Annotated in this window: 23 protein-coding genes, 2 tRNA genes and 1 other annotated feature; of the genes, 11 read left to right on the top strand and 14 right to left on the bottom strand. The window is 56.6% G+C overall.

Features of this window, described 5'->3' with window-relative positions:
- Window positions 1-20: 20 nt before the first annotated feature.
- The 9 genes from hisIE to hisL all read right to left on the bottom strand — a co-directional run bounded on the left by hisIE (window position 21) and on the right by hisL (window position 7,237).
- Window positions 21-632, bottom strand: coding sequence for a bifunctional phosphoribosyl-AMP cyclohydrolase/phosphoribosyl-ATP diphosphatase HisIE (gene hisIE, locus FY206_RS16120; protein WP_032641587.1), 612 nt, complete (start codon window positions 630-632; stop codon window positions 21-23).
- Window positions 626-1,402, bottom strand: a complete 777-nt coding sequence (gene hisF, locus FY206_RS16115) for an imidazole glycerol phosphate synthase subunit HisF (RefSeq protein ID WP_032641585.1) — start codon at window positions 1,400-1,402, stop codon at window positions 626-628. The genes hisIE and hisF overlap by 7 nt, the downstream gene beginning before the upstream one ends.
- Window positions 1,384-2,121 (bottom strand): 1-(5-phosphoribosyl)-5-[(5-phosphoribosylamino)methylideneamino]imidazole-4-carboxamide isomerase, encoded by a 738-nt coding sequence (gene hisA, locus FY206_RS16110; protein WP_032641583.1) that lies wholly within the window; start codon window positions 2,119-2,121, stop codon window positions 1,384-1,386. Before hisA ends, hisF begins: the two co-directional genes overlap by 19 nt.
- Window positions 2,121-2,711: an imidazole glycerol phosphate synthase subunit HisH gene (gene hisH, locus FY206_RS16105; RefSeq protein WP_032641581.1), complete on the bottom strand. Its 591-nt coding sequence runs from the start codon at window positions 2,709-2,711 to the stop codon at window positions 2,121-2,123. Before hisH ends, hisA begins: the two co-directional genes overlap by 1 nt.
- Window positions 2,711-3,778, bottom strand: a complete 1,068-nt coding sequence (hisB, locus tag FY206_RS16100) for a bifunctional histidinol-phosphatase/imidazoleglycerol-phosphate dehydratase HisB (protein ID WP_032641579.1) — start codon at window positions 3,776-3,778, stop codon at window positions 2,711-2,713. Before hisB ends, hisH begins: the two co-directional genes overlap by 1 nt.
- Complete coding sequence (gene hisC / locus FY206_RS16095; RefSeq protein WP_032641577.1) at window positions 3,775-4,836, bottom strand: histidinol-phosphate transaminase; 1,062 nt, start codon at window positions 4,834-4,836, stop codon at window positions 3,775-3,777. Before hisC ends, hisB begins: the two co-directional genes overlap by 4 nt.
- A complete protein-coding gene (hisD, locus tag FY206_RS16090; RefSeq protein ID WP_032642661.1) occupies window positions 4,833-6,137 on the bottom strand; it encodes a histidinol dehydrogenase in 1,305 nt (434 codons plus the stop codon). The genes hisC and hisD overlap by 4 nt, the downstream gene beginning before the upstream one ends.
- Before the next feature lie 5 nt (window positions 6,138-6,142).
- Window positions 6,143-7,042, bottom strand: coding sequence for an ATP phosphoribosyltransferase (gene hisG, locus FY206_RS16085; RefSeq protein WP_000886595.1), 900 nt, complete (start codon window positions 7,040-7,042; stop codon window positions 6,143-6,145).
- 45 nt (window positions 7,043-7,087) lie between these two features.
- Window positions 7,088-7,211: a sequence feature (His leader region), on the bottom strand.
- Window positions 7,187-7,237 carry a his operon leader peptide gene (hisL, locus tag FY206_RS16080; RefSeq protein ID WP_001364200.1) on the bottom strand — a complete coding sequence of 17 codons (51 nt, stop codon included), beginning with the start codon at window positions 7,235-7,237 and terminating at the stop codon, window positions 7,187-7,189. Its footprint overlaps the feature before it by 25 nt.
- Before the next feature lie 175 nt (window positions 7,238-7,412).
- Between hisL and FY206_RS16075 the strand changes: the two genes are divergently transcribed.
- The 4 genes from FY206_RS16075 (at window position 7,413) to plaP (ending at window position 10,838) form a co-directional block, all read left to right on the top strand.
- Window positions 7,413-8,237: an SDR family oxidoreductase gene (locus FY206_RS16075; protein ID WP_032641575.1), complete on the top strand. Its 825-nt coding sequence runs from the start codon at window positions 7,413-7,415 to the stop codon at window positions 8,235-8,237.
- A gap of 41 nt (window positions 8,238-8,278) precedes the next feature.
- Complete coding sequence (locus tag FY206_RS16070) at window positions 8,279-9,208, top strand: LysR substrate-binding domain-containing protein (RefSeq protein ID WP_032641573.1); 930 nt, start codon at window positions 8,279-8,281, stop codon at window positions 9,206-9,208.
- 219 nt (window positions 9,209-9,427) lie between these two features.
- Window positions 9,428-9,490 carry a membrane protein YoeI gene (gene yoeI / locus FY206_RS16065; protein WP_100166194.1) on the top strand — a complete coding sequence of 21 codons (63 nt, stop codon included), beginning with the start codon at window positions 9,428-9,430 and terminating at the stop codon, window positions 9,488-9,490.
- Window positions 9,480-10,838, top strand: coding sequence for a putrescine/proton symporter PlaP (gene plaP, locus FY206_RS16060; protein ID WP_008499462.1), 1,359 nt, complete (start codon window positions 9,480-9,482; stop codon window positions 10,836-10,838). The genes yoeI and plaP overlap by 11 nt, the downstream gene beginning before the upstream one ends.
- Before the next feature lie 121 nt (window positions 10,839-10,959).
- On the opposite strand, the gene sbcB is transcribed toward plaP, so the two are convergent.
- Entirely contained in the window at window positions 10,960-12,396 is a 1,437-nt protein-coding gene (gene sbcB / locus FY206_RS16055; protein WP_374206863.1) for an exodeoxyribonuclease I, read from the bottom strand.
- Window positions 12,397-12,594: 198 nt separating this feature from the next.
- Here sbcB and dacD point away from each other — a divergent pair, with 198 nt between their 5' ends.
- The 4 genes from dacD (at window position 12,595) to FY206_RS16035 (ending at window position 15,999) form a co-directional block, all read left to right on the top strand.
- Window positions 12,595-13,761 (top strand): serine-type D-Ala-D-Ala carboxypeptidase DacD, encoded by a 1,167-nt coding sequence (dacD, locus tag FY206_RS16050; RefSeq protein WP_032641570.1) that lies wholly within the window; start codon window positions 12,595-12,597, stop codon window positions 13,759-13,761.
- A 119-nt stretch (window positions 13,762-13,880) separates the two neighbouring features.
- Window positions 13,881-14,354: a DNA gyrase inhibitor SbmC gene (sbmC, locus tag FY206_RS16045; RefSeq protein WP_077064123.1), complete on the top strand. Its 474-nt coding sequence runs from the start codon at window positions 13,881-13,883 to the stop codon at window positions 14,352-14,354.
- Window positions 14,355-14,446: 92 nt separating this feature from the next.
- Window positions 14,447-15,505: an FUSC family protein gene (locus FY206_RS16040; RefSeq protein WP_032641566.1), complete on the top strand. Its 1,059-nt coding sequence runs from the start codon at window positions 14,447-14,449 to the stop codon at window positions 15,503-15,505.
- 158 nt (window positions 15,506-15,663) lie between these two features.
- Window positions 15,664-15,999, top strand: a complete 336-nt coding sequence (locus FY206_RS16035; protein ID WP_008499467.1) for a DUF496 family protein — start codon at window positions 15,664-15,666, stop codon at window positions 15,997-15,999.
- A gap of 47 nt (window positions 16,000-16,046) precedes the next feature.
- On the opposite strand, the gene FY206_RS16030 is transcribed toward FY206_RS16035, so the two are convergent.
- A complete protein-coding gene (locus FY206_RS16030; protein WP_032641564.1) occupies window positions 16,047-16,382 on the bottom strand; it encodes a gamma-glutamylcyclotransferase family protein in 336 nt (111 codons plus the stop codon).
- A gap of 272 nt (window positions 16,383-16,654) precedes the next feature.
- Here FY206_RS16030 and FY206_RS16025 point away from each other — a divergent pair, with 272 nt between their 5' ends.
- Entirely contained in the window at window positions 16,655-17,611 is a 957-nt protein-coding gene (locus FY206_RS16025; RefSeq protein WP_032641562.1) for a hypothetical protein, read from the top strand.
- Between the two features lie 189 nt (window positions 17,612-17,800).
- On the opposite strand, the gene FY206_RS16015 is transcribed toward FY206_RS16025, so the two are convergent.
- Window positions 17,801-17,876: transfer RNA gene (locus tag FY206_RS16015), tRNA-Asn, on the bottom strand.
- Window positions 17,877-18,037: 161 nt separating this feature from the next.
- On the opposite strand from FY206_RS16015, the gene emmdR reads away from it, so the two are divergent.
- Both emmdR and FY206_RS16005 read left to right on the top strand, forming a co-directional pair.
- Complete coding sequence (gene emmdR, locus FY206_RS16010; protein WP_120286689.1) at window positions 18,038-19,492, top strand: multidrug efflux MATE transporter EmmdR; 1,455 nt, start codon at window positions 18,038-18,040, stop codon at window positions 19,490-19,492.
- 103 nt (window positions 19,493-19,595) lie between these two features.
- A tRNA-Asn gene (locus tag FY206_RS16005) sits at window positions 19,596-19,671 on the top strand.
- A 146-nt stretch (window positions 19,672-19,817) separates the two neighbouring features.
- Here FY206_RS16005 and FY206_RS16000 read toward each other — a convergent pair.
- A complete protein-coding gene (locus FY206_RS16000; protein ID WP_032641534.1) occupies window positions 19,818-21,584 on the bottom strand; it encodes an aminopeptidase P family protein in 1,767 nt (588 codons plus the stop codon).
- Window positions 21,585-21,602: 18 nt separating this feature from the next.
- A complete protein-coding gene (locus FY206_RS15995) occupies window positions 21,603-23,057 on the bottom strand; it encodes an AMP nucleosidase (protein ID WP_032641532.1) in 1,455 nt (484 codons plus the stop codon).
- Window positions 23,058-23,071 lie beyond the last annotated feature (14 nt).

Below are 23,071 nucleotides of genomic sequence, written 5' to 3'. Positions count from 1 at the left end.
GGGGAAATTCCCCGGTTTTTTTACTTGTGACGCTTACGAAGATTCTCTATCACCGCCGTCAAATCCAGATCCTGATCCTGCAGCAGCACCAGCAGATGGTACATTAAATCCGACGCTTCATTCGTCAGCTCCTCGCGGTCATGCACCGTCGCGGCCAGGGCCGTTTCCACGCCTTCTTCACCCACCTTTTGCGCAATACGCTTAGTCCCGCTGGCGTACAGCTTCGCGGTATAGGAACTTTCAGGATCGGCCGTTTTACGCTCTGCCAGTAGCTGTTCAAGTTGATACAGGAACAGCCACTGGTGACTCGCCTCGCCGAAGCAGCTGCTGGTGCCCTTATGGCAGGTTGGGCCGATTGGGTTGGCCAGCACCAGCAGGGTGTCGTTATCGCAGTCCGGCGCCATGCTGACCACATTCAGGAAATGACCAGATGTTTCACCTTTCGTCCACAGTCGCTGTTTGGTGCGGGAGAAGAAAGTCACCTTGCCGCTGTCGAGGGTTTTCGCCAGCGCGTCCTGGTTCATATATCCCAGCATCAGCACTTCGCCTGATACGGCATGCTGGACAACCACCGGCAGTAATCCGTCGGTTTTTTCCCAGTCCAGCTGCGCCTGTTGTTGCTCTGTTAACATACCCTGATCTCCACGCCCTGGCCGGCCAGGAACGTTTTTAATTCACCAATATTAATAATCTGCTTGTGGAACACGGACGCGGCCAGCGCGCCGTCCACGTTCGCGTCGCGGAAGGCTTCCAGGAAGTGTTCCATGGTGCCCGCGCCGCCGGAGGCAATCAGCGGAACGTGGCAGATCGCGCGGACCTTTTTCAGCTGCTCGAGGTCATACCCGTTACGCACGCCGTCCTGGTTCATCATGTTGAGGACAATCTCGCCCGCGCCACGCTTCTGCACTTCCTGCACCCAGTCGAGCGTTTCCCACTGCGTCACGCGCGTGCGGTTTTCATCGCCGGTATACTGGTTGACGTGGTACTTCCCCGTGGCGGCGTCATACCAGGTATCGATCCCCACCACAATGCACTGCACGCCAAAGCGATCGGCCAGACGGGTAATCAGCTCCGGATCGGCCAGGGCAGGGGAGTTGATGGAAATCTTGTCGGCGCCAAAAGAGAGAATTTTGGCGGCGTCGTCAGCAGACTTAATCCCGCCTGCGACGCAGAACGGAATGTCGATCACTTCCGCCACGCGCGCGACCCAGCTTTTATCGACCACGCGGCCATCGCTGGAGGCGGTGATATCGTAAAAGACCAGCTCGTCTGCGCCTTCATCGGCATAGCGTTTTGCCAGCGGGACGATGTCGCCAACGATTTCATGGTTGCGGAACTGCACGCCTTTCACGACCTGACCATCGCGTACGTCCAGGCAAGGAATTATCCGTTTTGCCAGCATTGGATCGCCTCCGTTACAGTAAATTTACCTTCCAGCAGGGCCCGGCCCACAATTACGCCCTTTACGCCGGTTCCGCGCAGCGCGGCCACGTCGCCTATATCACCAATTCCGCCCGAAGACTGGAACGCCACCTGCGGATAACGCGCACAAACCTCTTCGTACAGCGAGACGTTGGAGCCCGCCAGCGTACCGTCGCGGGAGATGTCCGTGCACAACACGTGTTTGAGACCAACGGGCAGATACATCTCGACCAGCTCTTCCAGCGTCACGCCGGAGTTTTCCTGCCAGCCGCTCACGGCCACCTGCTTATTGCCCTGTTCGTCAATGCGAACGTCCAGCGCCAGCACCAGGGCATCGGCACCAAAGTGGCGGAACCAGCCTTTCACGGTCGCAGGATCTTTCACGGCGGTTGACCCCACCACCACGCGGGCCACGCCAGCGGCCAGCAGCGCCGCGACGTCATCTTCAGTACGCACGCCGCCGCCGACCTGGACGGGCACATCAACACCGGCAACAAGGTGTTTAAGCAGCGCGATCTGACGTTTTGCCGGATCTTTCGCACCTGTCAAATCCACCAGGTGCAGTACCTGCGCACCCTGAGCGGCATAATCCTGCAGACGCGGCAGCGGATCGTTTCCGTAGTCGCGCTGCTGACCGTAATCACCCTGATGAAGACGGACAACCGTGCCGTCAATTAAATCTAACGCGGGAATAATCATCACATCTCCAGGAAGTTTTTCAGCAGCTGCGCGCCTGCGGCACCCGAGCGCTCCGGGTGAAACTGCACGCCGAAGAAATTGTCTTTCTGTACGGCTGCCGTAAACGCCTCGCCGTAATTGCACTGGGCGATCGTATTCACGTTCACCGGCATGGCGTAGCTGTGCACGAAGTAAAAATACGCGCCGTCTTCTATGCCGCGAAACAGACGGTCGCCCGCCTTGGCGTAAACGCGGTTCCAGCCCATATGCGGCAGAGGCAGGCCGTGGTCGGTCATTTTCGGCACGTCTTCGTCAATGATGCCCAGCAGCTCAACGCCGTTGCTCTCTTCACTGCGGCGGCCGAGGATCTGCATCCCTAAGCAAATCCCCAGCACCGGCTGGGTACAGGCTTTGATCAGATCGACCAGCTCGCGTTCGCAAATTTGATCCATTGCCGCCTGCGCGGTGCCCACGCCCGGCAGGAATAGCTTGTCGGCGCGCAGCACCACGTCCGGGTCACGGCTGACCACCGGCTCATAGCCGTGGCGCGCAATCGCCGATTTGACGGAGTTCAGGTTGGCGCATCCGGTATCCAGAATCACCACGTTCATTACAGCACTCCTTTCGATGAAGGCAGAGCGTCACCGTCCACGCGAATCGCCTGGCGAAGGGTACGACCAAAGGCTTTAAACAGGCTTTCCACCCGATGGTGATCGTTTTTGCCTTTGGTCTTCAGGTGCAGCGTCAGGCCCATGGTGTAGGACAGGGAGCGGAAGAAGTGCTCTACCATTTCGGTGCTGAGATCGCCCACGCGCTGGTAGGTGAAGTCGGCTTTATACTCCAGGTGCGGACGCCCTGAGATATCCATCGCGCAGCGCGCCAGACACTCGTCCATCGGCAGGACAAAGCCGAAGCGGTTGATGCCGCGCTTGTCGCCGAGCGCCAGCTTCAGGGCTTCGCCCAGCGCCAGGCCGGTGTCTTCCACGGTGTGGTGATCGTCGATATAGAGGTCGCCTTTTACCGCGATCTCCATGCGGAAGCCGCCGTGGGTGGCAATCTGGTCCAGCATATGGTCGAAGAAACCGACGCCGGTGTGGATCTTGCTGCCGCCTTCACGGTCCAGCCAGACCTTCACGTCAATCTGCGTCTCTTTGGTGTTGCGCTCAACGTGGGAATAGCGGTCACGTTTTGTCAGCTGCTCGCCAATCTTCGCCCAGTTAAGGCTGTTGCGGTCGTAGCGAAGCCCCGCAATGCCCATGTTTTCCGCCAGCGTAATATCGGTAATGCGATCCCCGATGACGTAGCTGTTGGTTTTATCCAGCGCATCATCCGCCAGGTAGCGCTCGACCAGCTTCACCTTTGGCTTACGGCAGTCGCACTCATCGGCCGGCATGTGCGGGCAAATCAGTACCTCATCAAATACCACGCCCTGAGAGGTCAGCACCTGCATCATCAGATTATGCGGGCCGTCAAAGTCCGCCTGCGGGAAGCTGTCGGTACCCAGGCCGTCCTGATTGGTGATCATCACCAGCCGGTATCCGGCCTTTTGCAGCTTGAGCAGCACCGGTATCACGTCCGGTTCAAAAGCCAGCTTGTCGAATCGGTCAACCTGAAAATCGGCTGGTGGCTCCGAAATAAGGGTGCCGTCACGATCGATGAAAAGGATCTTCTGGGTCATACTTTCTCCGCTTTCAGGGCGTCAATCACGCGCTGGCTCTCTGCACGGGTGCCGATGGTAATGCGCAGGCAGCCGCTCAGGGAAGGTTGTTTATTCTGGTCTCGTAAGATAATGCCCTGATCCCATAAAGATTTAAATACGGCGCTGGAGGCGGTGAAGCGCACCAGGATGTAGTTCGTTTCCGAGTCGAACACCTGCTCTACGCAGGGAATCTCCTTCAGAGCGGTCACCAGATACTGACGTTCCACCAGGATTTGCGCCACGCGCTCGCGCATCGCGTTGATGCCCTGGGGCGTCAGCGCCTGGGCCGCAATATCGGCAACCGGCGTGGAAAGCGGATACGGGGCGATGACTTTCAGCAGCAGGTCGATGACCGCTTTATTCGCCAGGGTGAATCCGCAGCGCAGACCCGCGAGGGCAAAGGCTTTCGACAGCGTACGCAGGACGACCAGGTGCGGATATTCTTCCAGCCAGCCTGCCAGCGTCGCCTGCGGGCAGAACTCGATGTAGGCTTCGTCGGCCACCACCAGCGCTTTACCGCGCGTCATCTCCAGCAGGGTGCGGATATCCTGCGGGTTGATAATCTGTCCTGTCGGGTTGTTCGGGCTACAGACAAACACGACTTTTACGCCATCAAGACTGTCGGCAATGCCCTGCAAATCCAGCTGCCAGTTGTCCAGCGCCTGCACGTTGCGGCACGCCACGCCGAAGGTTTCCGCGCTGACGCTGTACATGCCGTAGGTCGGCTGGCAGTACATCACCGCGTCTTTGTCCGGCTCGCAGAAGGCGCGGATCAGCAGCTCAATCCCTTCATCCGCGCCGCGGCTGACAAGCACCTGATCGGGCTTCACGCCCGCGTACTGCGCGTAGTTTTCAATCACCGCTTTCGGCTGGCATTCCGGATAGCGGTTCAGCGTCTGCTGCGACAGCTCGAACTGCACCGCGGTCGGGAATTCGTTAGCGTTCAGCCAGACATCGCCTTTGCCGCCCAGACGGCGCGCGGACTGGTAAGGCGTCAGGCGACGGACATTTTCGCGGGCCAACTCTTCAATGTTCATGCTTGCTCCTTCAGGGCTGCAACGCGCAGCGTAACGGCATTTTTGTGGGCGGTCAGTCGCTCGGCGGCGGCCAGGGTTTCAATAGTCGAGGCCAGGGAGGCAAACCCTTCACGGGAAAGCTCCTGCACGGTCATGCGTTTCTGGAAGTCCGCCAGGCCCAGGCTGGAACAGGTTGAGGTGTAGCCATAGGTGGGCAGCACGTGATTGGTGCCGGAGGCGTAATCGCCCGCGGATTCCGGTGACCAGTCGCCGAGGAACACCGAGCCCGCGCTGGTAATGCCGTCGACCAGACCGCGCGCGTTGCGGGTCTGAATAATCAGGTGCTCCGGGCCGTACTGGTTGGAGATGGCAATGCACTGGTCCAGATCGCGCGCCACAATCAGGCGGCTGGCCGCTAACGCCTGGCGTGCCGTGTCGGCCCGGGGCAGGTCGGCAAGCTGACGCTCCACGGCCTCACCCACGCGTTTCGCCATATCGGCATCCGGCGTCAGCAGGATGACCTGCGAGTCCGGGCCGTGTTCAGCCTGTGAAAGCAGGTCGGAGGCCACGAAATCCGGCGTTGCGCCGCTGTCGGCAATCACCAGCACCTCAGACGGACCGGCAGGCATATCGATGGCCGCACCGTCCAGACGCTGGCTGACCTGGCGCTTGGCTTCGGTCACGTAGGCATTGCCGGGGCCAAAGATCTTATCGACCTTTGGAATGGATTCGGTGCCGAACGCCAGGGCTGAAATCGCCTGCGCGCCGCCCACTTTATAGACCGCCTGCACGCCGCACAGCTTTGCCGCATAGAGGATCTCGTCGGCAATCGGCGGCGGGGAGCAGAGCACCACTTTCTGACACCCGGCAATGCGCGCGGGAGTCGCCAGCATCAGTACGGTGGAGAAAAGCGGCGCAGAGCCGCCGGGAATATAGAGGCCAACGGACGCAACCGGGCGCGTCACCTGTTGGCAACGCACGCCGGGCAGGGTTTCGACATCCACGGTCTCGAGCTTTTGCGCGGTGTGGAAGGTATCAATGTTTTTCACCGCCACGGCCATTGCCTGCTTGATGTCGTCACCCAGACGATTGCTGGCATCAATGATTTCCTGCTCTGTAACCCTCAGCGCGCCGACTTCGGTTTTATCAAACCTCGCGCTGTATTCACGCAGCGCGTCATCGCCGCGGGCTTTGACGTTATCCAGGATCTCCGCCACGGTGCGCGAGATGCTTTCAGAGGCGGAAATCGCCGGGCGCATCAGCAGCTCGCGCTGCTCTGCGTCGCTACGGGTATTCCAGTCGATGATTGCGTTGAAGCTCATGGCCATTACTCCATCATCTTCTCAATTGGCAGCACCAGGATGGAGCTTGCGCCCAGCGCCTTCAGTTTTTCCATGGTTTCCCAGAACAGGGTTTCGCTGCTCACCATGTGCATTGCCACGCGCTGCTGATCGCCCGCCAGCGGCAGGATGGTTGGGCGCTCGGCGCCCGGCAGCAGGGCAATCACCTCATCCAGACGCTCGGTTGGGGCGTGCATCATGATGTATTTGGATTCACGCGCCTGAATCACGCCCTGAATACGGGTCAGGAGCTTGTCGATCAGCTGCTGCTTGGCGTCGGCCATCTCGCCGTCGCGCTGAATCAGGCACGCCTTAGAGCGGTAGATAACTTCCACTTCGCGCAGGCCGTTGGCTTCCAGCGTCGCGCCGGTAGAGACGAGGTCACAGATGGCGTCAGCGAGACCCGCGCGCGGCGCCACTTCAACAGAGCCGTTCAGCAGGCAGGACTTGAACTGCACGCCTTTCTGGTCGAGATAACGCTTTAACAGGTGAGGGTAGGAGGTGGCGATACGTTTGCCGTTCAGCGCGGCAGGGCCGTCCCACGCTTCATCGACCGGCGTTGCCAGCGACAGGCGGCAGCCGCCGAAGTCCAGGCGACGCAGCGTAAAGTAACGCGGATCTTCGCCCTGCGCGCGGCGGGTCAGCAGCTCTTCCTCCAGCACGTTTTCCCCAATGATGCCGAGGTCAACGACGCCATCCATGACCAGGCCAGGAATATCGTCATCACGCACGCGCAGAATGTCGATGGGCATGTTTTCAGCCAGGGCAATCAGGCGCTGGGTGTGCAGGTTAATTTTAATCCCGCAGCGGGCCAGCAGTTCGCGTGAATCGTCACTCAAACGGCCTGATTTTTGAATAGCTATGCGTAAACGTGAGTTATCTAACATTCTTTATTCCTCGTTAACCTGTTTTAACCTGTCTGAATTTGGTCCAAAAAAAAGCCCCCGGAAGAAGATCTTCCGGGGGCTTTTTCATGCGTTCATGCACCACTGGAAGATCCAAACGTCTTCCAGCACACATCGCCTGAAAGACTAGTCAGGATGATGGTGATGATGGTGGTGTTTAAATTGAACGCGTGTCATATAAATTCTCGATGAATGCTTATTCATTTGATGTCTTTTAACCTAAACCAGTTGTACGACATATTGCAAGGGCTTTTTTTGATCATTAATTCATTTCATATTGATGCTATGAATTGTGTGTTCTGCCAGGCTGGCGTAGCCTTATGAAAGACGAGTAAGAGCCAGGAGAATTCGCATGAAAAAGGTCGCGATTGTCGGTTTAGGATGGCTGGGAATGCCGCTGGCGATGTCATTAGCCGCGAAAGGCTGGGAGGTGACCGGCAGCAAAACCACGAGGGATGGGGCTGAGGCAGCGCGGATGTGCGGTATTGATGGCGTTGAACTGCGTCTTGAACCGGAGCTGGTGTGTGATGCTGACGATCTGGACACGCTGATGAACGTCGATGCGCTGGTCATCACGCTACCCGCGCGGCGCAGCGGCCCGGGCGAGTCGTTTTACCTGCAGGCGATGCAGGAGATTGTCGACAGCGCGCTGGCGCACCACGTTCCGCGCATCATTTTTACCAGCTCGACGTCGGTTTATGGCGAGGTTGAGGGCGTGGTGAAAGAGAGTTCCGCGCGCCGTCCCGTTACGGCCAGCGGTCAGGTTCTGAAAGAGCTGGAGGACTGGCTGCATAATCTCCCCGGCACGCAGGTCGATATCGTCCGCCTTGCGGGGCTGGTGGGCCCGGGCCGCCATCCGGGGCGCTTTTTTGCCGGGAAGTCGGCGCCAGACGGCCAGCATGGGGTCAATCTTGTGCATCTTGATGATGTGGTTGGCGCAATTGAGCTACTCTTACAGGCTCCAAAAGGTGGACACATCTATAATATATGTGCACCGTCTCATCCGGCTCGCAGCACGTTTTACCCGCTGATGGCGCGTCAGCTGGGCCTGGCACCGCCGGTCTTTGGTGAGGCAAAAGAGGGCAGTAAAGGCAAAATTGTCGATGGCAATCGCATTTGCCATGAGCTGGGGTTTGAGTATCAGTATCCCGATCCGCTGGTGATGCCCATGGAATAAGTCCCGCAGCGGAGACGATCGCGCACCAGAAGGGGGCGAGCATGAAACCGCTGCTGGATGTTCTTATTATTCTGGATGCTCTGGAAAAAGAGGGGAGCTTTGCCGCGGCGTCGGCAAAGCTCTACAAAACCCCGTCAGCGTTGAGCTATACCGTTCAAAAGCTGGAGAGCGATCTCAATATCCAGATCCTCGATCGCTCCGGGCATCGCGCCCGTTTTACCCGTACCGGACAGATGCTGCTGGAAAAAGGCCGCGAAGTGCTCCATACCGTTCGTGAGCTTGAGAAACAGGCCGTAAAACTCCATCAGGGGTGGGAAAACGAGCTAACTATTGGCGTGGATGATACCTTTCCGTTTTCTCTGCTAACGCCGCTGATTGAAACCTTCTATCAGCACCACAGCGTCACCCGGCTTATCTTTATTAATGGCGTGCTGGGCGGCTCCTGGGATGCCTTAACGCAGGGGAAGGCGGATATCTTTGTGGGGGCGCTTCATGAGCCTCCCCAGTTGAGTGAGTTTGGCTTTGCCCGTCTGGGCGTGCTGGAGCAGGTGTTTGCCGTGGCGCCCCATCATCCGCTGGCACAGGAACCCGAGCCGATTAACCGTCGCGTGATTAAAGGCTACCGCGCCATCGTGGTCGGGGACAGCGCGCGTCCGGAATGTTCGGTCTCCTCGCAGCTGCTTGACGAGCAGGAGGCCATTACCGTTTTCGACTTTAAAACCAAGCTGGAACTGCAAATAAGCGGCCTGGGCTGCGGCTATTTACCCCGCTATCTGGCGCAGCGCTTCATTGATAGCGGCGCGCTTGTTGAAAAGCAGGTACTTTCTCAAAGCAGTCATGAATCGGTGTGGGTGGGCTGGAATGAACAAACTGCCGGGCTGGCCAGCGCCTGGTGGCGGGATGAGATTTTAGCAAATAGTGCTATCGCCGCCGTTTACTCTCAGCCCGGCGTCCAGAAATCAGCCAGTTAGCAAAAAGAAAATTCCCCGCTGCGTTGCAAAGTATTGCCTTTTGTATCCGATGTGGGGCAAAATGCCGCCGCTGCAACCAAATGAATAATCGACGATATAAAAGGCGTCGGTTATTTTTTTTTGCATGTACGAAACGAAACTAAAAACCAAGAGGCCGGGCTTCGTACCGGATAGATATTTACTAAAATCCGACAGTTGTTGTCGCTGAGGAAGAAAGAAATGGGGCAATTTTTCGCTTACGTGGCGGTTATCACCGTAAAGGAGAATAACGATGTCGCATAACGCAACTCCAAACACCTCTCGCGTGGAATTACGTAAAACGCTTACGTTAATTCCGGTTGTTATGATGGGCCTGGCCTATATGCAACCGATGACGCTGTTCGATACATTCGGTATCGTATCGGGCCTCACCGACGGTCATGTGCCGACGGCTTACGGCTTCGCGCTGATTGCGATCCTCTTTACCGCGCTGAGCTACGGTAAACTGGTGCGTCGCTATCCGTCTGCGGGTTCCGCCTACACCTATGCCCAGAAATCCATCAGCCCGACGGTTGGCTTTATGGTGGGCTGGTCTTCGCTGCTCGACTATCTGTTCGCGCCGATGATCAACATTCTGCTGGCAAAAATCTATTTTGAAGCGCTGGTGCCATCGATTCCCTCGTGGATGTTCGTCGTGGCGCTGGTGGCCTTTATGACAGCCTTTAACCTGCGCAGCATCAAGTCCGTTGCCAACTTTAACTCTGTTATCGTTGTGCTTCAGGTTGTGCTGATTGCGGTTATTCTTGGCATGGTTATTTACGGCGTATTCCACGGCGAAGGCGCGGGCACCCTGGCGAGCAGCAAGCCGTTCTGGTCTGGTGATGCGCATGTGATCCCGATGATTACCGGGGCAACCATTCTGTGCTTCTCCTTTACCGGTTTTGACGGGATCAGCAACCTGTCTGAAGAAACGAAAGATGCAGAGCGCGTGATCCCGCGTGCCATCTTCCTGACGGCGCTGATTGGCGGTCTGATCTTTATTTTCTCGACCTATTTCCTGCAGCTGTACTTCCCGGATATCTCTCGCTTCAAGGATCCGGATGCGTCTCAGCCGGAAATCATGCTGTATGTGGCGGGTAAAGCGTTCCAGGTCGGCGCGCTGATCTTCTCCACCATCACCGTACTGGCGTCCGGTATGGCCGCGCATGCAGGCGTTGCGCGTCTGATGTACGTAATGGGCCGCGATGGCGTATTCCCGAAAAGCTTCTTCGGCTACGTGCATCCAACCTGGCGTACCCCGGCGATGAACATTATCCTGGTCGGTGCGATCGCGCTTCTGGCGATTAACTTTGACCTGGTGATGGCAACGGCGCTGATTAACTTCGGTGCGCTGGTGGCGTTCACCTTTGTTAACCTGTCGGTTATCTCTCAGTTCTGGATCCGTGAAAAGCGTAACAAGACGCTGAAAGATCACTTCCAGTATCTGTTCCTGCCGATGTGTGGTGCCCTGACCGTGGGCGCGCTGTGGGTTAACCTGGAAGAGAGCTCGATGGTGCTTGGCCTGATTTGGGCGGGTATCGGCCTGGTGTACCTGGCCTGCGTCACGAAGAGCTTCCGTAACCCGGTTCCTCAGTACGAAGACGTCGCGTAAGACTGTGTCGGGTGGCGGCTACGCCTTACCCGACCTACATACCCCGTAGGCCCGCGTAAGCGCAGCGCCACCGGGCAAAAAAAGCCGGAGACATCGCCTCCGGCTTTTTTGTACCCCTCTCTTAAACTATCTCTTGCGCGTACTGGAACAGGGATTTCAGCAGCGCCTGTTTCTCAGCATTTCCCTCATACTGGCCATAAAGCATTTCCAGCTCCTGGGCGTAGCTGTGCAGATACTCCGGCGTAAACACGTTACGACGATGCTGCAGCCAGCGTTCCTGCTCTGCTTCATCTAGCGTGCCTGGGAAGTTACGCGCGCGGTAGTTAAACATCAGCTTTTCGATACGGCTATCAGCGAAGGTGATATCCAGCGCGGGTAGGTTGCGCGGTTCGGTTTGCAGTACGATATTCATGGCCGCGCGATCGGCATCGCTGAAGAAACCGTTATAAAGCTGGGCGTCCACGTTTTCAGACGGCACGAACGGCTCCGCTTCGGCAAAGATGGCGACCACCTTCTCGCGCACCTGCGGGTTATCGCGCAGCACCTTCAGGTTATCGAGGCAGTGCTGGCGGTTAATACCCAGCCTGTCCGCATCTTCCGGGCGCAGGGTGTTCGCCTGCGCCAGTACCGGGCATTTATTGATATGCACCAGCTTGACCGGCACCGCAGGCAAATCCCCGAGCTCATTTTTTGGGGTGTAAAGCCGTTCGCGCAGGGTGTCGCTGTCGAGCTCCAGAAGCGGCGAAACATCGCCGGCCAAATCGACCATAATGACCGCGTTACGGTTGTCCGGATGCCACGCCAGCGGCGCGACCCAGCTGGTATTGCCGCGCCAGGCGCCAAACATGCCGGAAATATGCACCAGGGGTTTCATCTGCGGTACGTCGATAAGGGTCATGAGCTTCTGCTTGCTGCGGTGGCTCAGCAGATATTCAAACAGCCGGGGCTGCGCGCTTTTCACCAGCTTCGCCATGGCAATGGTGGCATAGACATCCGCCATCGCGTCGTGGGCATTGCTGTGCTCGATGCCGTTGGCGCGCGTCAGGTGTTCCAGCCGGAAGCTGGTCAGCCCTTCCTCATTTTCCGGCCAGTGAATGCCCTCAGGACGCAGGGCGTAGCATGCCCGCATGATGTCGAGCAAATCCCAGCGCGAGTTGCGGTTCTGCCAGCTCCAGGCATAGGGATCGTAGAAGTTGCGATAGAAAACGTTGCGCGTTACTTCGTCATCGAAACGGATGTTGTTGTAACCGACCACGCAGGTATTGGGGACGGTAAAGAGATCGTGGATGCGGCGGGCGAATTCTGCCTCGTTAACGCCTTTTTCCCGCGCTTCCTGCGGGGTGATGCCGGTGACCATAACCGCCCCGGGCTGCGGCAGGTAGTCATCAGCCGGTTTACAGTAAAAGACCTCGGGCTCGCCAATAATGTTGAACTCGTCGTCGGTGCGGATGGCGGCAAACTGCGCCGGCCGGTCCAGCGCCGGGTGCGTGCCAAAGGTTTCGTAGTCGTGAAATAAAAAAGTCGGGCGAGCGGCAGAGTCAGACACCAGTAATACCATCCTGTTAAAAAATGACGTCACTATGGTAAACGATCGTGCCGTCCAGACCGAATAAAAAGCGCCGCTGTGACGCAAATCTGCGCGCCAGCTTCAGGGAAAAATCTGCGCTCTGTCACATTTCTTTGCAATTAAGCCAGGTAACGACATCAGAACTCCCGTAAAAAGGTCATCGATTTTTAATGACCTGAGGATATACCGTTGAAACGCCGTCTGTTTATTGCTGTTTCTTTACTCGCTTCGAGTATCTCATCTGCTTTTGCGGCCGAACCGCTGGATTTTTCGCCGCAGCCTCCAGCCATTCAGGCGGGCTCCTGGGTGCTGATGGATTACACGACTGGTCAGATCTTAACGGCGGGCAACGAGCATCAACAGCGTAATCCGGCGAGCCTGACCAAGCTGATGACGGGGTATGTGGTCGATCGGGCCATTGACAGCCACCGTATAACGCCGGACGACATCGTCACCGTCGGGCGCGATGCCTGGGCAAAAGGAAACCCGGTGTTTGACGGATCGTCGCTGATGTTCCTGAAAGAGGGCGATCGCGTCTCCGTGCGTGACTTAAGCCGCGGCCTGATCGTCGATTCCGGCAACGACGCCTGCGTGGCGCTGGCCGATCACGTGGCGGGCGGGCAGCCGCAGTTTGTGAAGATGATGAACGACTACGTGCAGAAGCTGAACCTGCGCGATACGCACTTTGAAACCGTCCACGGGCTGGACGCGCCGGGCCAGCACAGCTCCGCTTACGATTTGGCCGTGCTCTCCCGCGCCATCATCCACGGTGAGCCCGAGTTTTATCATATGTACAGCGAAAAGAGCCTGACCTGGAACGGGATCACCCAGCAAAACCGTAACGGCCTGCTGTGGGATAAAACCATGAACGTGGACGGCCTCAAAACGGGGCACACCTCGGGGGCAGGGTTTAACCTGATTGCCTCCGCCGTGGACGGCCAGCGCCGCTTAATCGCGGTGGTGATGGGGGCCGACAGCCCGAAAGGCCGCGAAGACCAGGCCCGAAAACTGCTGCACTGGGGGCAGCAGAATTTCGATACGGTGCAGATCCTGCATAGCGGTAAAAAAGTGGGGACGGAGCGGATCTGGTTCGGCGACAAGGAGCAGGTGAAGCTGGGCACCGACCAGGACTTCTGGCTGGCCTTGCCGAAAGCGGAAGTGCCCAACATCAAAGCCAAATACGTGCTGGATAAAAAAGAGCTGGAAGCGCCGATTGCCGCACATCAGCGGGTAGGGGAGATCCAGCTCTATGACCGTGACAAAGTGGTGGCGCACTGGCCGCTGGTGACGCTGGAAGCCGTTGAGAAAGGGGGCGTGTTCTCCCGCCTGAGCGATTATCTTCACCACGTGCTCTGACGGCAGATGAGCAGACTGGCAGGGTTGCGAGTCTGCTCACATAATAAACACTTCACGTTTGCTGAACGCTCAGAGCTTGCATTATAGTGTATATATATACAGTAATAAGTGGAGGCAGCATGGACTACAGCATCAAGCAGCAAAAGAAACGTAAGATTGCCGGTTTTCATTTGGTGGGGCCGTGGGAACAAACGGTAAAGCAGGGCTTTGAACAGCTGGTCATGTGGGTGGACGGGCGTCACATTGAGCCGCTGGAGTGGGTTGCGGTCTACTACGATAACCCGGATGAAGTCCCGGCAGAAAAACTGCGCTGCGACACGGCAGTGACGGTAGCGGATGATTTCGTTATTCCGGAAAACAGCGAAGGCGTCATGATGACGGAAATCGCGGCCGGGGATTATGCCGTGGCCACGGCGCGCGTGGAAAACTACGACTTTGCCACACCGTGGTACCAGTTCTTCAACTCCCTGCTGGAGGACAATAAGTACCAGATGGCGCTCAAACCCTGCTTCGAGCGCTATCTCAATGACGGCAATGCGGACGGCTACTGGGATATCGAAATGTATATCGCGGTAGAGCATAAAACGGTTTAAGCCTGCTTAATGAAGGGTTTTTCAGCCGGAAGCGATCCGCCCGGCTGAAAACACAGTACAATTGTGATTTGCCGTGTAGCTGGAGAGCGGGTGTGCGTCCCGACAAATCATTAACCCCTTTTGAAATTCGATTGTATAAACATTATCGCGTGGTGCACGGGTGTCGCATCGCGCTGGCTTTCGTGTTGACGTTTATCCTGGTCCGTATGCTGGATGTTCCGGAAGGGACGTGGCCGCTGATCACGCTGGTGGTAGTGATGGGGCCTATCTCGTTTTGGGGGAACGTTGTTCCGCGCGCATTCGAACGAATTGGCGGGACGGTGTTAGGCTCAGCCCTCGGGCTTATTGCCCTAAAGCTTGAGCTGATCTCATTTCCCGTCATGCTGGTATGGTGCGGTGCGGCCATGTTCCTGTGCGGCTGGCTGGCGTTGGGTAAAAAGCCCTATCAGGCGCTGCTGATTGGGATCACGCTCGCGGTGGTGGTCGGTGCGCCCGCCGGGGACATGACCACGGCGCTGTGGCGAAGCGGGGATGTCATTCTGGGCTCACTGCTGGCCATGCTCTTCACCGGTATCTGGCCGCAGCGTGCTTTTCTGCACTGGCGTATTCAGATGGCTAACTACGTTACCGCCTTTAACCGCGTGTATCAGGCCGGTTTTTCTCCGAACCTGGTAGAGCGCCCGCGGCTGGAAAAGCACCTGCAAACCATCCTCAACGACGTGGTCAAAATGCGTGGACTGATTACGCCTGCCAGCAAAGAAACCCATATCCAAAAATCGATTTTCGAAGCCATCCAGACGGTAAGCCGCAATCTGGTCTGCATGCTTGAGCTGCAAATCAACGCCCACTGGGCCTCGCGACCCAGCCATCTGCTGATGCTTAACGCGCAGACACTCAAAGAGACCCAGCAGATGACGCAGCAGACGTTGTTGACCATCGCCCATGCGCTCTATGAAGGGAACCCGCAGCCGATACTGGCCAACAGCGAGCGATTGAATGAGATCGTTGCGGAGCTCAGGCTGTTAATCAATGAACGCCAGGGCGATAACGTGGCGGAAACGCCTATTCATGGCTACGTCTGGCTGAGCATGGAGCTGGCGCGGCAGCTTGAGCTGTTATCGCATCTTATTTGTCGGGCGCTGCGCAAATAAAACGCGGATGTGACGGCTGCTGCTTCGATTCAGCAGCAATTGGGGTTATGATACCTTTAAACGATATAGTCATTGTCATTCGCAGCCGCTGTCAGTAAGGTTATTGTTACAACGGTTGCTTTAACGAATCCGAATCTCACATTATCAGGGGTGTAAAAATGGAAACTACCAAGCCTTCGTTCCAGGATGTTCTGGAATTCGTCCGCCTGTTCCGCCGCAAAAACAAGCTGCAGCGTGAAATCCAGGACGTTGAGAAGAAGATCCGTGACAACCAGAAACGCGTTCTGCTGCTCGACAACCTGAGCGACTACATCAAGCCAGGTATGAGCGTAGAAGCAATCCAGGGCATCATCGCCAGCATGAAGAGCGACTACGAAGACCGCGTTGATGACTACATTATCAAAAACGCCGAGCTGTCCAAAGAGCGCCGCGACATTTCCAAGAAGCTGAAAGTGATGGGCGAAATCAAGAACGGCGAAGCAAAAAGCGAGTAATCGCAGCGAACAGTGAAAAAGGCTCTCTGGTGACAGAGAGCCTTTTTTTATGATGCAGACTGCGGCTGTAGCTGATAAATCCAGGCCTGAACCTGCTTGCCTTCAAGGGAGGTCACCGTGACCTCAACCCTATCGTAGCCGTCTTCAAATTCATCCAGCATGTCCCAGTGCGCGGCAAGGCTATCAGAGATAAACAGATAGCCTTCGACGCGGGGTCCATCAGGGTGGAGCACTACCCCCGGGAATTCCGCCGCAGCGCCCCAACCGCGTTCGTAAAACGTACCGGTGACGAAGCCGGCCAGCCACTCGCCGCCAATTTTTTCAAGAATATGCGCATTAGCGTGGCCCGGGCGCAGCGTGCCGTAGACAAACAGAGCGTTCATTTTCCCTTACCTGTGAAGCGAAAAACAGAGCGCTATAGTTTAAGTGTACTCGAACGACCCTGACAATAAAAAACGATGAGCATCGTCAGCGGGTTACGCATTAATAAATGCATAAATAATTCAATCAGCATATAGATACCGCCAGAACTGTTGCGCTCAATAAATTACATTTTAATTGCACGCCGTGTAATTATATTTTAGTCAGTTTCATGTATTTTCATATGCCATGATTGTATTTACTCAATGGTGAGTATTAAAGAGGAAAATAAATCATGAAAGATATTAAAAAAGATGTTATTGACGTCCCGTTCACGACATCTACAACTGAATCAACAACGATCTACCAGTATACGGCTACGGAAGATATGATGTTTCTGGCTGAAATAATGGATAGTACATATTATCCCGTTTCGCTTGAACTCTATCAGACTGATTCTCAAACGGCGAGCCAGATTGTTTTCGAATATCAGTATTCTATTGGTGCTGATAGAGGTTATGTATTTATGCCAGCCGGGAGTCAGTGGTCATTTGAAATGAGTTTGACACATACTGCTGCTTCAGGAACCATTTCGTTCCAGTTTACACCTGCTGCCGAAGCGTCAATTCCGTTTTCACTCCCGCCGCAATCAAGAACGTTGCTCACTTCTTTCACTGCACCTATCTATTCAAATATGGAGCTCGCATTATATGCTGCCTCGGCGTTTCCTCTGGATGCTCAGGTTGTCGACAAAGCAGGAAACGTGCTTGGTGCGTATTCCTACATGAGCGACCCGTATATGCATGTGTCGTGGTTCTTTAACGGTACGACATTTGAACCAGGAAGTGAGTATGATATTTATATCAGCAATCCCGCAGATTCTGGCAGTGATGTTTCTGGTTATTTTATTTTAGAACTCTTACTTACAGAAAATGACTCAGCGCAGTTTACCCTTCCGGCAGATAAACTACCGCAGACAGTATACACACGCGTGTCTCCAAGTGACGAGTATATTACGAAAGTGACATTAGCTGAGGCTTCTGATCTACCGGTCATTTTACAAATTACTAATGGCGATTTAGTGATGGAGCATGAGTTCTTCATTGCAGGTCAACAGTGGCAGCCGGATCAGATTGTGTATTTTAAATTCAATTCTGAAACGCAGTTCAACCTAATCAATAACACATCACCGCTAACGGCTGTCAACGGTCAGCTGGACTTCATTTTTACACCGCATAACAATATGGAATAAAGGCAAGACGGTCATCTGGTGATGATTTTGCGTTAATCAATAGGCGGGTGGCGCTTCGTTCACCCGCCTATTTTTCGCGGGTAGTGGCGTGATCCCTGATAGTGATGATGCAGAGCGCCAGAGAATCGAAATAGCCAACGGGTATAAATGCAAAAAGCAGACGTCAGTGACGTCTGCTTTTCTTGAATTTGGCTCCTCTGACTGGACTCGAACCAGTGACATACGGATTAACAGTCCGCCGTTCTACCGACTGAACTACAGAGGAATCGTTGTGGAGGCTTATCTTAGCGGCGAAAAAAGTTTTGTCAAACCTGATCTTAGGGAAAATCGACTGATTGCTGATTCTGTCGACAGTTTGTTGTAAATCCACACATCTTTTTCTGGAAAATACTTTGCAGGATGAGCATTTGTCCCCCATTATTTGAAATGGAGTTTCAACTTTTCTTGCTAAGGTCCATTTTGAACGTCACTGCCTCCTTACGCCAGGCGATAGCCCGCACGCCATGGTATGCAAAACGTAAAAGCTATCGTGTCCTGTTCTGGCGTGAAATCACCCCGCTTGCTGTGCCTATCTTCCTGGAAAATACCTGCGTTCTGCTGATGGGGGTATTAAGTACCTTCCTGGTGAGCTGGCTGGGGAAAGAGGCGATGGCGGGGGTGGGGCTAGCGGACAGCTTTAACATGGTGGTGATCTCGTTCTTTGCCGCCATCGATCTCGGGACGACGGTGGTGGTGGCTTTTAGCCTCGGCAAGCTTGATCCCAAACGTGCCCGCGAGGCGGCCCGCCAGTCTCTGATGATCATGACTGTCTTTTCGATCCTTCTGGCGGCGGCGATCCACTATTTCGGTAAAGAGATTATCGACTTTGTTGCCGGAGAGGCTTCTAACCAGGTTAAAGACCTGGCGCTGACCTACCTGGAGATGACCGTCATAAGCTACCCGGCGGCGGCGATCGCGCTGATTGGCAGCGGTGCGCTGCGCGGGGCGGGCAACACGAAAATTCCGCTGTTGATCAACGGCGGGATGAATATCCTGAACATTATCATCAGCAGCGTCCTGATCTACGGCGTGTTCTCGTGGGACGGGCTAGGCTTCGTCGGCGCGGGACTGGGGCTGACTATTTCACGCTATATCGGTGCGGCGGCCATCATTGGGGTGCTGATGGCGGGGATCACGCCTTCGCTGCGTCTGACGCTGAAGAGCTATTTCCGCCCCTTTAATTTCGCCATTATCTGGGAAGTGATGGGGATCGGCATTCCTGCGAGCATAGAGTCGGTGTTATTTAACGGCGGGAAGCTGCTGACGCAGATGTTTGTCGCCGGTATGGGGACCGACGTTATCGCCGGCAACTTTATCGCTTTTTCGATCGCCTCGCTGATTAACCTGCCGGGTAACGCGCTGGGGTCGGCATCGACCATCATCACGGGTAAACGGCTCGGGAAAGGGCAGATAGGTCAGGCGGAGCGACAGCTTCGGCACGTGTTCTGGCTGTCGACCATTGGGCTGACGCTGATCGCCTGGGGAACCGCGCCGTTTGCCGGGCTGATGGCCTCTTTCTATACCCATGAAGACGACGTTAAAGAGGTGGTTAAGATCCTCATCTGGCTCAACGCGGCCTTTATGCCGATCTGGGCGGCCTCCTGGGTATTGCCCGCCGGGCTGAAAGGCGCACGCGACGCCCGCTTTGCGATGTGGGTGTCGATGTTCGGCATGTGGGGATGTCGCGTTGTCGCGGGGTATACGCTCGGGGTGATGCTCGGTTGGGGTGTGGTTGGCGTCTGGCTGGGGATGTTCCTCGACTGGGCCGTGCGGGGCGCGCTGTTCTACTGGCGTATGGTTAGCGGACGCTGGCTGTGGAAATACCCGCGGAAAAATGCCTGACAATTGCGTGAAGTGAAGAATAATTCGGCAAACGATCGAAAAACTGCATTCTGCCTTTGACATCCCGGGGGAGCATCGATAATATGCGCCCCGTTCACACGATTCCTCTGTAGTTCAGTCGGTAGAACGGCGGACTGTTAATCCGTATGTCACTGGTTCGAGTCCAGTCAGAGGAGCCAAATTTAAAAAGCCTGCTTTTAAAGCAGGCTTTTTGCTATTCTGGGGCGGGTGAAATTGTCGGGTGGCGGCTTCGCCTTACCCGACCTACGGGATTGTAGGCCCGGTAAGCGCAGCGCCACCGGGCAAACAACAAACCGCACTTCACTTACAAACGAATCGGTGCCGTCGCCTCTTCCAGCCACGTACGCGCCTCGCTGTTCACCAGCGGTGCCAGCGCCTCACGCACCTCCCGGTGGTATGCATTCAGCCACTGTATTTCCTGCTCGCTCAGCAGATGCAGCTCAACCTGGCTTAAGTCGATCGGGATCAGCGTCAGCGAGGCAAATCGGCAGAACCCCGGTCGGCTCTCCACAATCTCCACCTGGTTTTCGATACGAATACCGTGGCTATCGCCCAGATAGTAGCCCGGCTCGATCGTCATGATATTGCCCGCCACCAGCGGCCACGGGTTGACCTTTTTGGCGATGCGATGCGGGTTCTCGTGGATCAGCAGCTGGTGCCCCACGCCGTGCCCCGTGCCGTGATCGTAATCCAGCCCCATCTCCCACAGCGGGCGACGCGCGAATGCATCCAGCTGATGCCCCTGAGTCCCGGAAGGAAACTGCAGGGTAATGAGCGACAGGAAGCCTCTCAGCACGGCAGTGTAGTGCAGACGCTGCTGCGGACCGACGTTACCCCACGCCAGCATGCGCGTGGCGTCGGTGGTGCCATTAGCATACTGTCCGCCGGAATCGTTCAGGTAAAAATGATCGTGGCCGATGGGCTTATTGCTGGCCACGCTCGAATGATAGTGGCACATCGCCGCATTGCTCGAAGAGGCGGAGATAGTCGCAAAGCTCTGCTCGATAAAGCCGGGCTGCTGTTGACGGAACGCGAGCTGCTGCGCCTGGACGTCGAGCTCGGTTAGCGGATGACCTGCCGCCTCTCGCCGCGGCACTTCACGGCTCAGCCAGGCCAGGAAGTTGACCCACGCGGCGCCGTCCCGGTGATGACACTCGCGATAGCCCGCCAGCTCGACCGGGTTTTTGGTGGCCTTCATCAGGGTGATGGGGTCGGTTTGCCAGACAATCTCTCCCCGTGGCTCAATGGCGAAGCGCAGGGCAACCGGCGCGGAATCGGCATCAACCATCACCCGTTTGCCTTCAGCAATCTGCTGGCAGCGATCGATAAAGGTATCCTGCGGCGCGAGGGTGAAAGCACCGCGCACATCGTCAGGCAGCGCGCTGAGCTTGTTGTCGTTAACAAACCACTCAACGTGACCGTCACGCCCCAGCAGGGCAAAGGAGAGCGGTACCGGGCTGTAAGGGATATCCGCGCCGCGCACGTTTAACAGCCAGGCGATGTTATCCGGCAGGGTAATGGCGAGATAATCGGCACCATTTGCGGCCAGCACGGCGGCGACGCTCTGACGCTTGTCCGCGCTGCGTTCGCCGCTGTGCTCAATCGGCATTTCCCGGATAAGCCCCGCCGGCGCGGCAGGGCGGTCGGTCCATAAGGTATCAAACGGACTGGCCTTCAGGGGAACCAGCTCGCACGGCGTGGTAGACAGTTGCTCAAACTCCGTGTTGGTCATCAGCAGCGCGTCAAAACCGATGCGTGTTCCTGCCGCAACGTTTTCTGCCAGCCATTGCGCCAGCGGCTCGTTGTGCAGGTGGTGGATCGCAATCTCATCCGTATTAACCTGAACGCGGGCCTGAACCTGATAGCGTCCGTCGACGAACAGCAGCGCTTTGTTTTGCAGCACCAGCGCCACGCCGGCCGAACCGTCAAATCCCGTCAGCCAGGCCAACTTTTCGTCGTAGGGCGCGCAATATTCACTCTGCCAGGCATCCGCGCGCGGGACGATCATCCCGTCGAGATGGCTGGCCTCAAGCCAGTGGCGCAGGGCAGAGAGCGGAGATGTGCTGGACATGGTTTTTCCTTATTGCTATTAGCGGAACGGCGGTTCGTTGAAGGTGCGCAGCTTGCGGGAATGCAGTTTGTCACCTTCTGCCCGCAGCAGGTCAATGGCGCGAATGCCAATTTGCAGATGCTCTGAGATAGCCCCTTCGTAGAAGCGGTTGGCCTGACCCGGGAGCTTAATTTCACCGTGCAGCGGCTTATCGGAGACGCACAGGAGCGTGCCGTAGGGAACGCGGAAGCGATATCCCTGCGCGGCGATGGTGGCGCTCTCCATATCGATCGCCACCGCGCGGCTCAGGTTGAACCGCAGCGCGGAGGCGGAGTAGCGCAGCTCCCAGTTGCGATCGTCCGTCGTGACGACCGTACCGGTGCGCAGGCGCTGTTTAACCTCTTCACCCGGCATGCCGCTGACCTCTTTGGTGGCGTCATACAGGGCGCGCTGGACTTCGGCGATGCTCGGGATGGGGATGTCCGGCGGCAGTACCGCATCCAGCACGTGGTCATCGCGCAGATAGGCGTGGGCCAGCACGTAGTCGCCAATCAACTGGCTTTCGCGCAGGCCGCCGCAGTGGCCAATCATCAGCCAGACGTCCGGGCGCAGCACCGCCAGATGGTCGCAGATGGTTTTGGCGTTTGACGGGCCCACGCCGATGTTGATCAGCGTGATGCCCTGACCGTCGGCGGTGATCAGGTGCCAGGCGGGCATCTGATGTTTTTTCCACGCCAGGTCGGAAATGGCCTGCTCGGGCGCTTCGGTCTCCGCGGTAATCCAGATCCCGCCCGCGCAGGAGAGCGCGATGTAGGGGCTTTCCGGGTCGAGGATCTGGCTGCAGCCCCAGCGGACAAACTCGTCAACGTAGCGGGTGTAGTTGGTAAAGAGCACGAACGGCTGGAAATGTTCGACCGGCGTCCCGGTGTAGTGGCGCAGGCGCGCCAGTGAGAAATCGACCCGGCGGGCATCAAAGTGCGACAGGGGAGAAAACTCTGCCGGGTGATAGATCCCGTCAGCCGTCTCGTCGCCAATTTGTGAAAGCTCAGTGGTCGGGAAGTGGCTGGTTAGCCCCGCGCTCATGGAGCGGTCAAGCGTCAGCGCCGAGCCGTCAATCACGTAGGGATAGGGGATCTCATGCCGCGATGGCTCAACGGCAATGTGCGCACCGTAATCCTGGTATAACAGCGTGAGCTGTTCTTCGAGGTAGGGGCGGAACAGTGCAGGGCGGGTGACGGTGGTGCTGTAGCAGCCGGAGTGGGTAAAACGGGCGTAGGCGCGGGTTTTTGGCGTCGTGCTGGCGCTGCCGTCCCAGGTCACAGAGAGCGATGGATAAACAAAAAGGCCCTCGGATCTGGCCTTTTCGTCGGGAAGTTTCCCTGTTTCAATATATTCGCTGATGGCGTTGCGCAGCGCGTTGACGGACTGTTCATACAGCGCGTCGAGTTGTTCCAGCGCCTGAGCCGGGGTCAGGCTGGAGCCCTTATTATTCATCTCTGTCTCCTTGT

Origin of the sequence: Enterobacter chengduensis (assembly GCF_001984825.2) — a bacterium.
GTDB lineage: Bacteria > Pseudomonadota > Gammaproteobacteria > Enterobacterales > Enterobacteriaceae > Enterobacter > Enterobacter chengduensis.
The sequence above is the reverse complement of the archived record's forward strand: the minus strand, read 5'-3'. Positions and strand labels throughout refer to the sequence as shown.

Excerpts from the sequence above, each read along its gene's own strand:
- emmdR (WP_120286689.1), top strand. The coding sequence starts at position 18,038 with ATGGAGTTTCAACTTTTCTTGCTAAGGTCCATTTTGAACGTCACTGCC.
- hisG (WP_000886595.1), bottom strand. The coding sequence starts at position 7,042 with ATGTTAGATAACTCACGTTTACGCATAGCTATTCAAAAATCAGGCCGT.
- FY206_RS16035 (WP_008499467.1), top strand. The coding sequence starts at position 15,664 with ATGGAAACTACCAAGCCTTCGTTCCAGGATGTTCTGGAATTCGTCCGC.
- hisH (WP_032641581.1), bottom strand. The coding sequence starts at position 2,711 with ATGAACGTGGTGATTCTGGATACCGGATGCGCCAACCTGAACTCCGTC.
- hisB (WP_032641579.1), bottom strand. The coding sequence starts at position 3,778 with ATGACCCAGAAGATCCTTTTCATCGATCGTGACGGCACCCTTATTTCG.
- FY206_RS16075 (WP_032641575.1), top strand. The coding sequence starts at position 7,413 with ATGAAAAAGGTCGCGATTGTCGGTTTAGGATGGCTGGGAATGCCGCTG.
- sbcB (WP_374206863.1), bottom strand. The coding sequence starts at position 12,396 with ATGGTATTACTGGTGTCTGACTCTGCCGCTCGCCCGACTTTTTTATTT.
- FY206_RS16030 (WP_032641564.1), bottom strand. The coding sequence starts at position 16,382 with ATGAACGCTCTGTTTGTCTACGGCACGCTGCGCCCGGGCCACGCTAAT.
- FY206_RS16025 (WP_032641562.1), top strand. The coding sequence starts at position 16,655 with ATGAAAGATATTAAAAAAGATGTTATTGACGTCCCGTTCACGACATCT.
- sbmC (WP_077064123.1), top strand. The coding sequence starts at position 13,881 with ATGGACTACAGCATCAAGCAGCAAAAGAAACGTAAGATTGCCGGTTTT.
- FY206_RS15995 (WP_032641532.1), bottom strand. The coding sequence starts at position 23,057 with ATGAATAATAAGGGCTCCAGCCTGACCCCGGCTCAGGCGCTGGAACAA.
- hisC (WP_032641577.1), bottom strand. The coding sequence starts at position 4,836 with ATGAACATTGAAGAGTTGGCCCGCGAAAATGTCCGTCGCCTGACGCCT.
- FY206_RS16000 (WP_032641534.1), bottom strand. The coding sequence starts at position 21,584 with ATGTCCAGCACATCTCCGCTCTCTGCCCTGCGCCACTGGCTTGAGGCC.
- hisF (WP_032641585.1), bottom strand. The coding sequence starts at position 1,402 with ATGCTGGCAAAACGGATAATTCCTTGCCTGGACGTACGCGATGGTCAG.
- hisA (WP_032641583.1), bottom strand. The coding sequence starts at position 2,121 with ATGATTATTCCCGCGTTAGATTTAATTGACGGCACGGTTGTCCGTCTT.
- FY206_RS16070 (WP_032641573.1), top strand. The coding sequence starts at position 8,279 with ATGAAACCGCTGCTGGATGTTCTTATTATTCTGGATGCTCTGGAAAAA.
- hisD (WP_032642661.1), bottom strand. The coding sequence starts at position 6,137 with ATGAGCTTCAACGCAATCATCGACTGGAATACCCGTAGCGACGCAGAG.
- plaP (WP_008499462.1), top strand. The coding sequence starts at position 9,480 with ATGTCGCATAACGCAACTCCAAACACCTCTCGCGTGGAATTACGTAAA.
- hisIE (WP_032641587.1), bottom strand. The coding sequence starts at position 632 with ATGTTAACAGAGCAACAACAGGCGCAGCTGGACTGGGAAAAAACCGAC.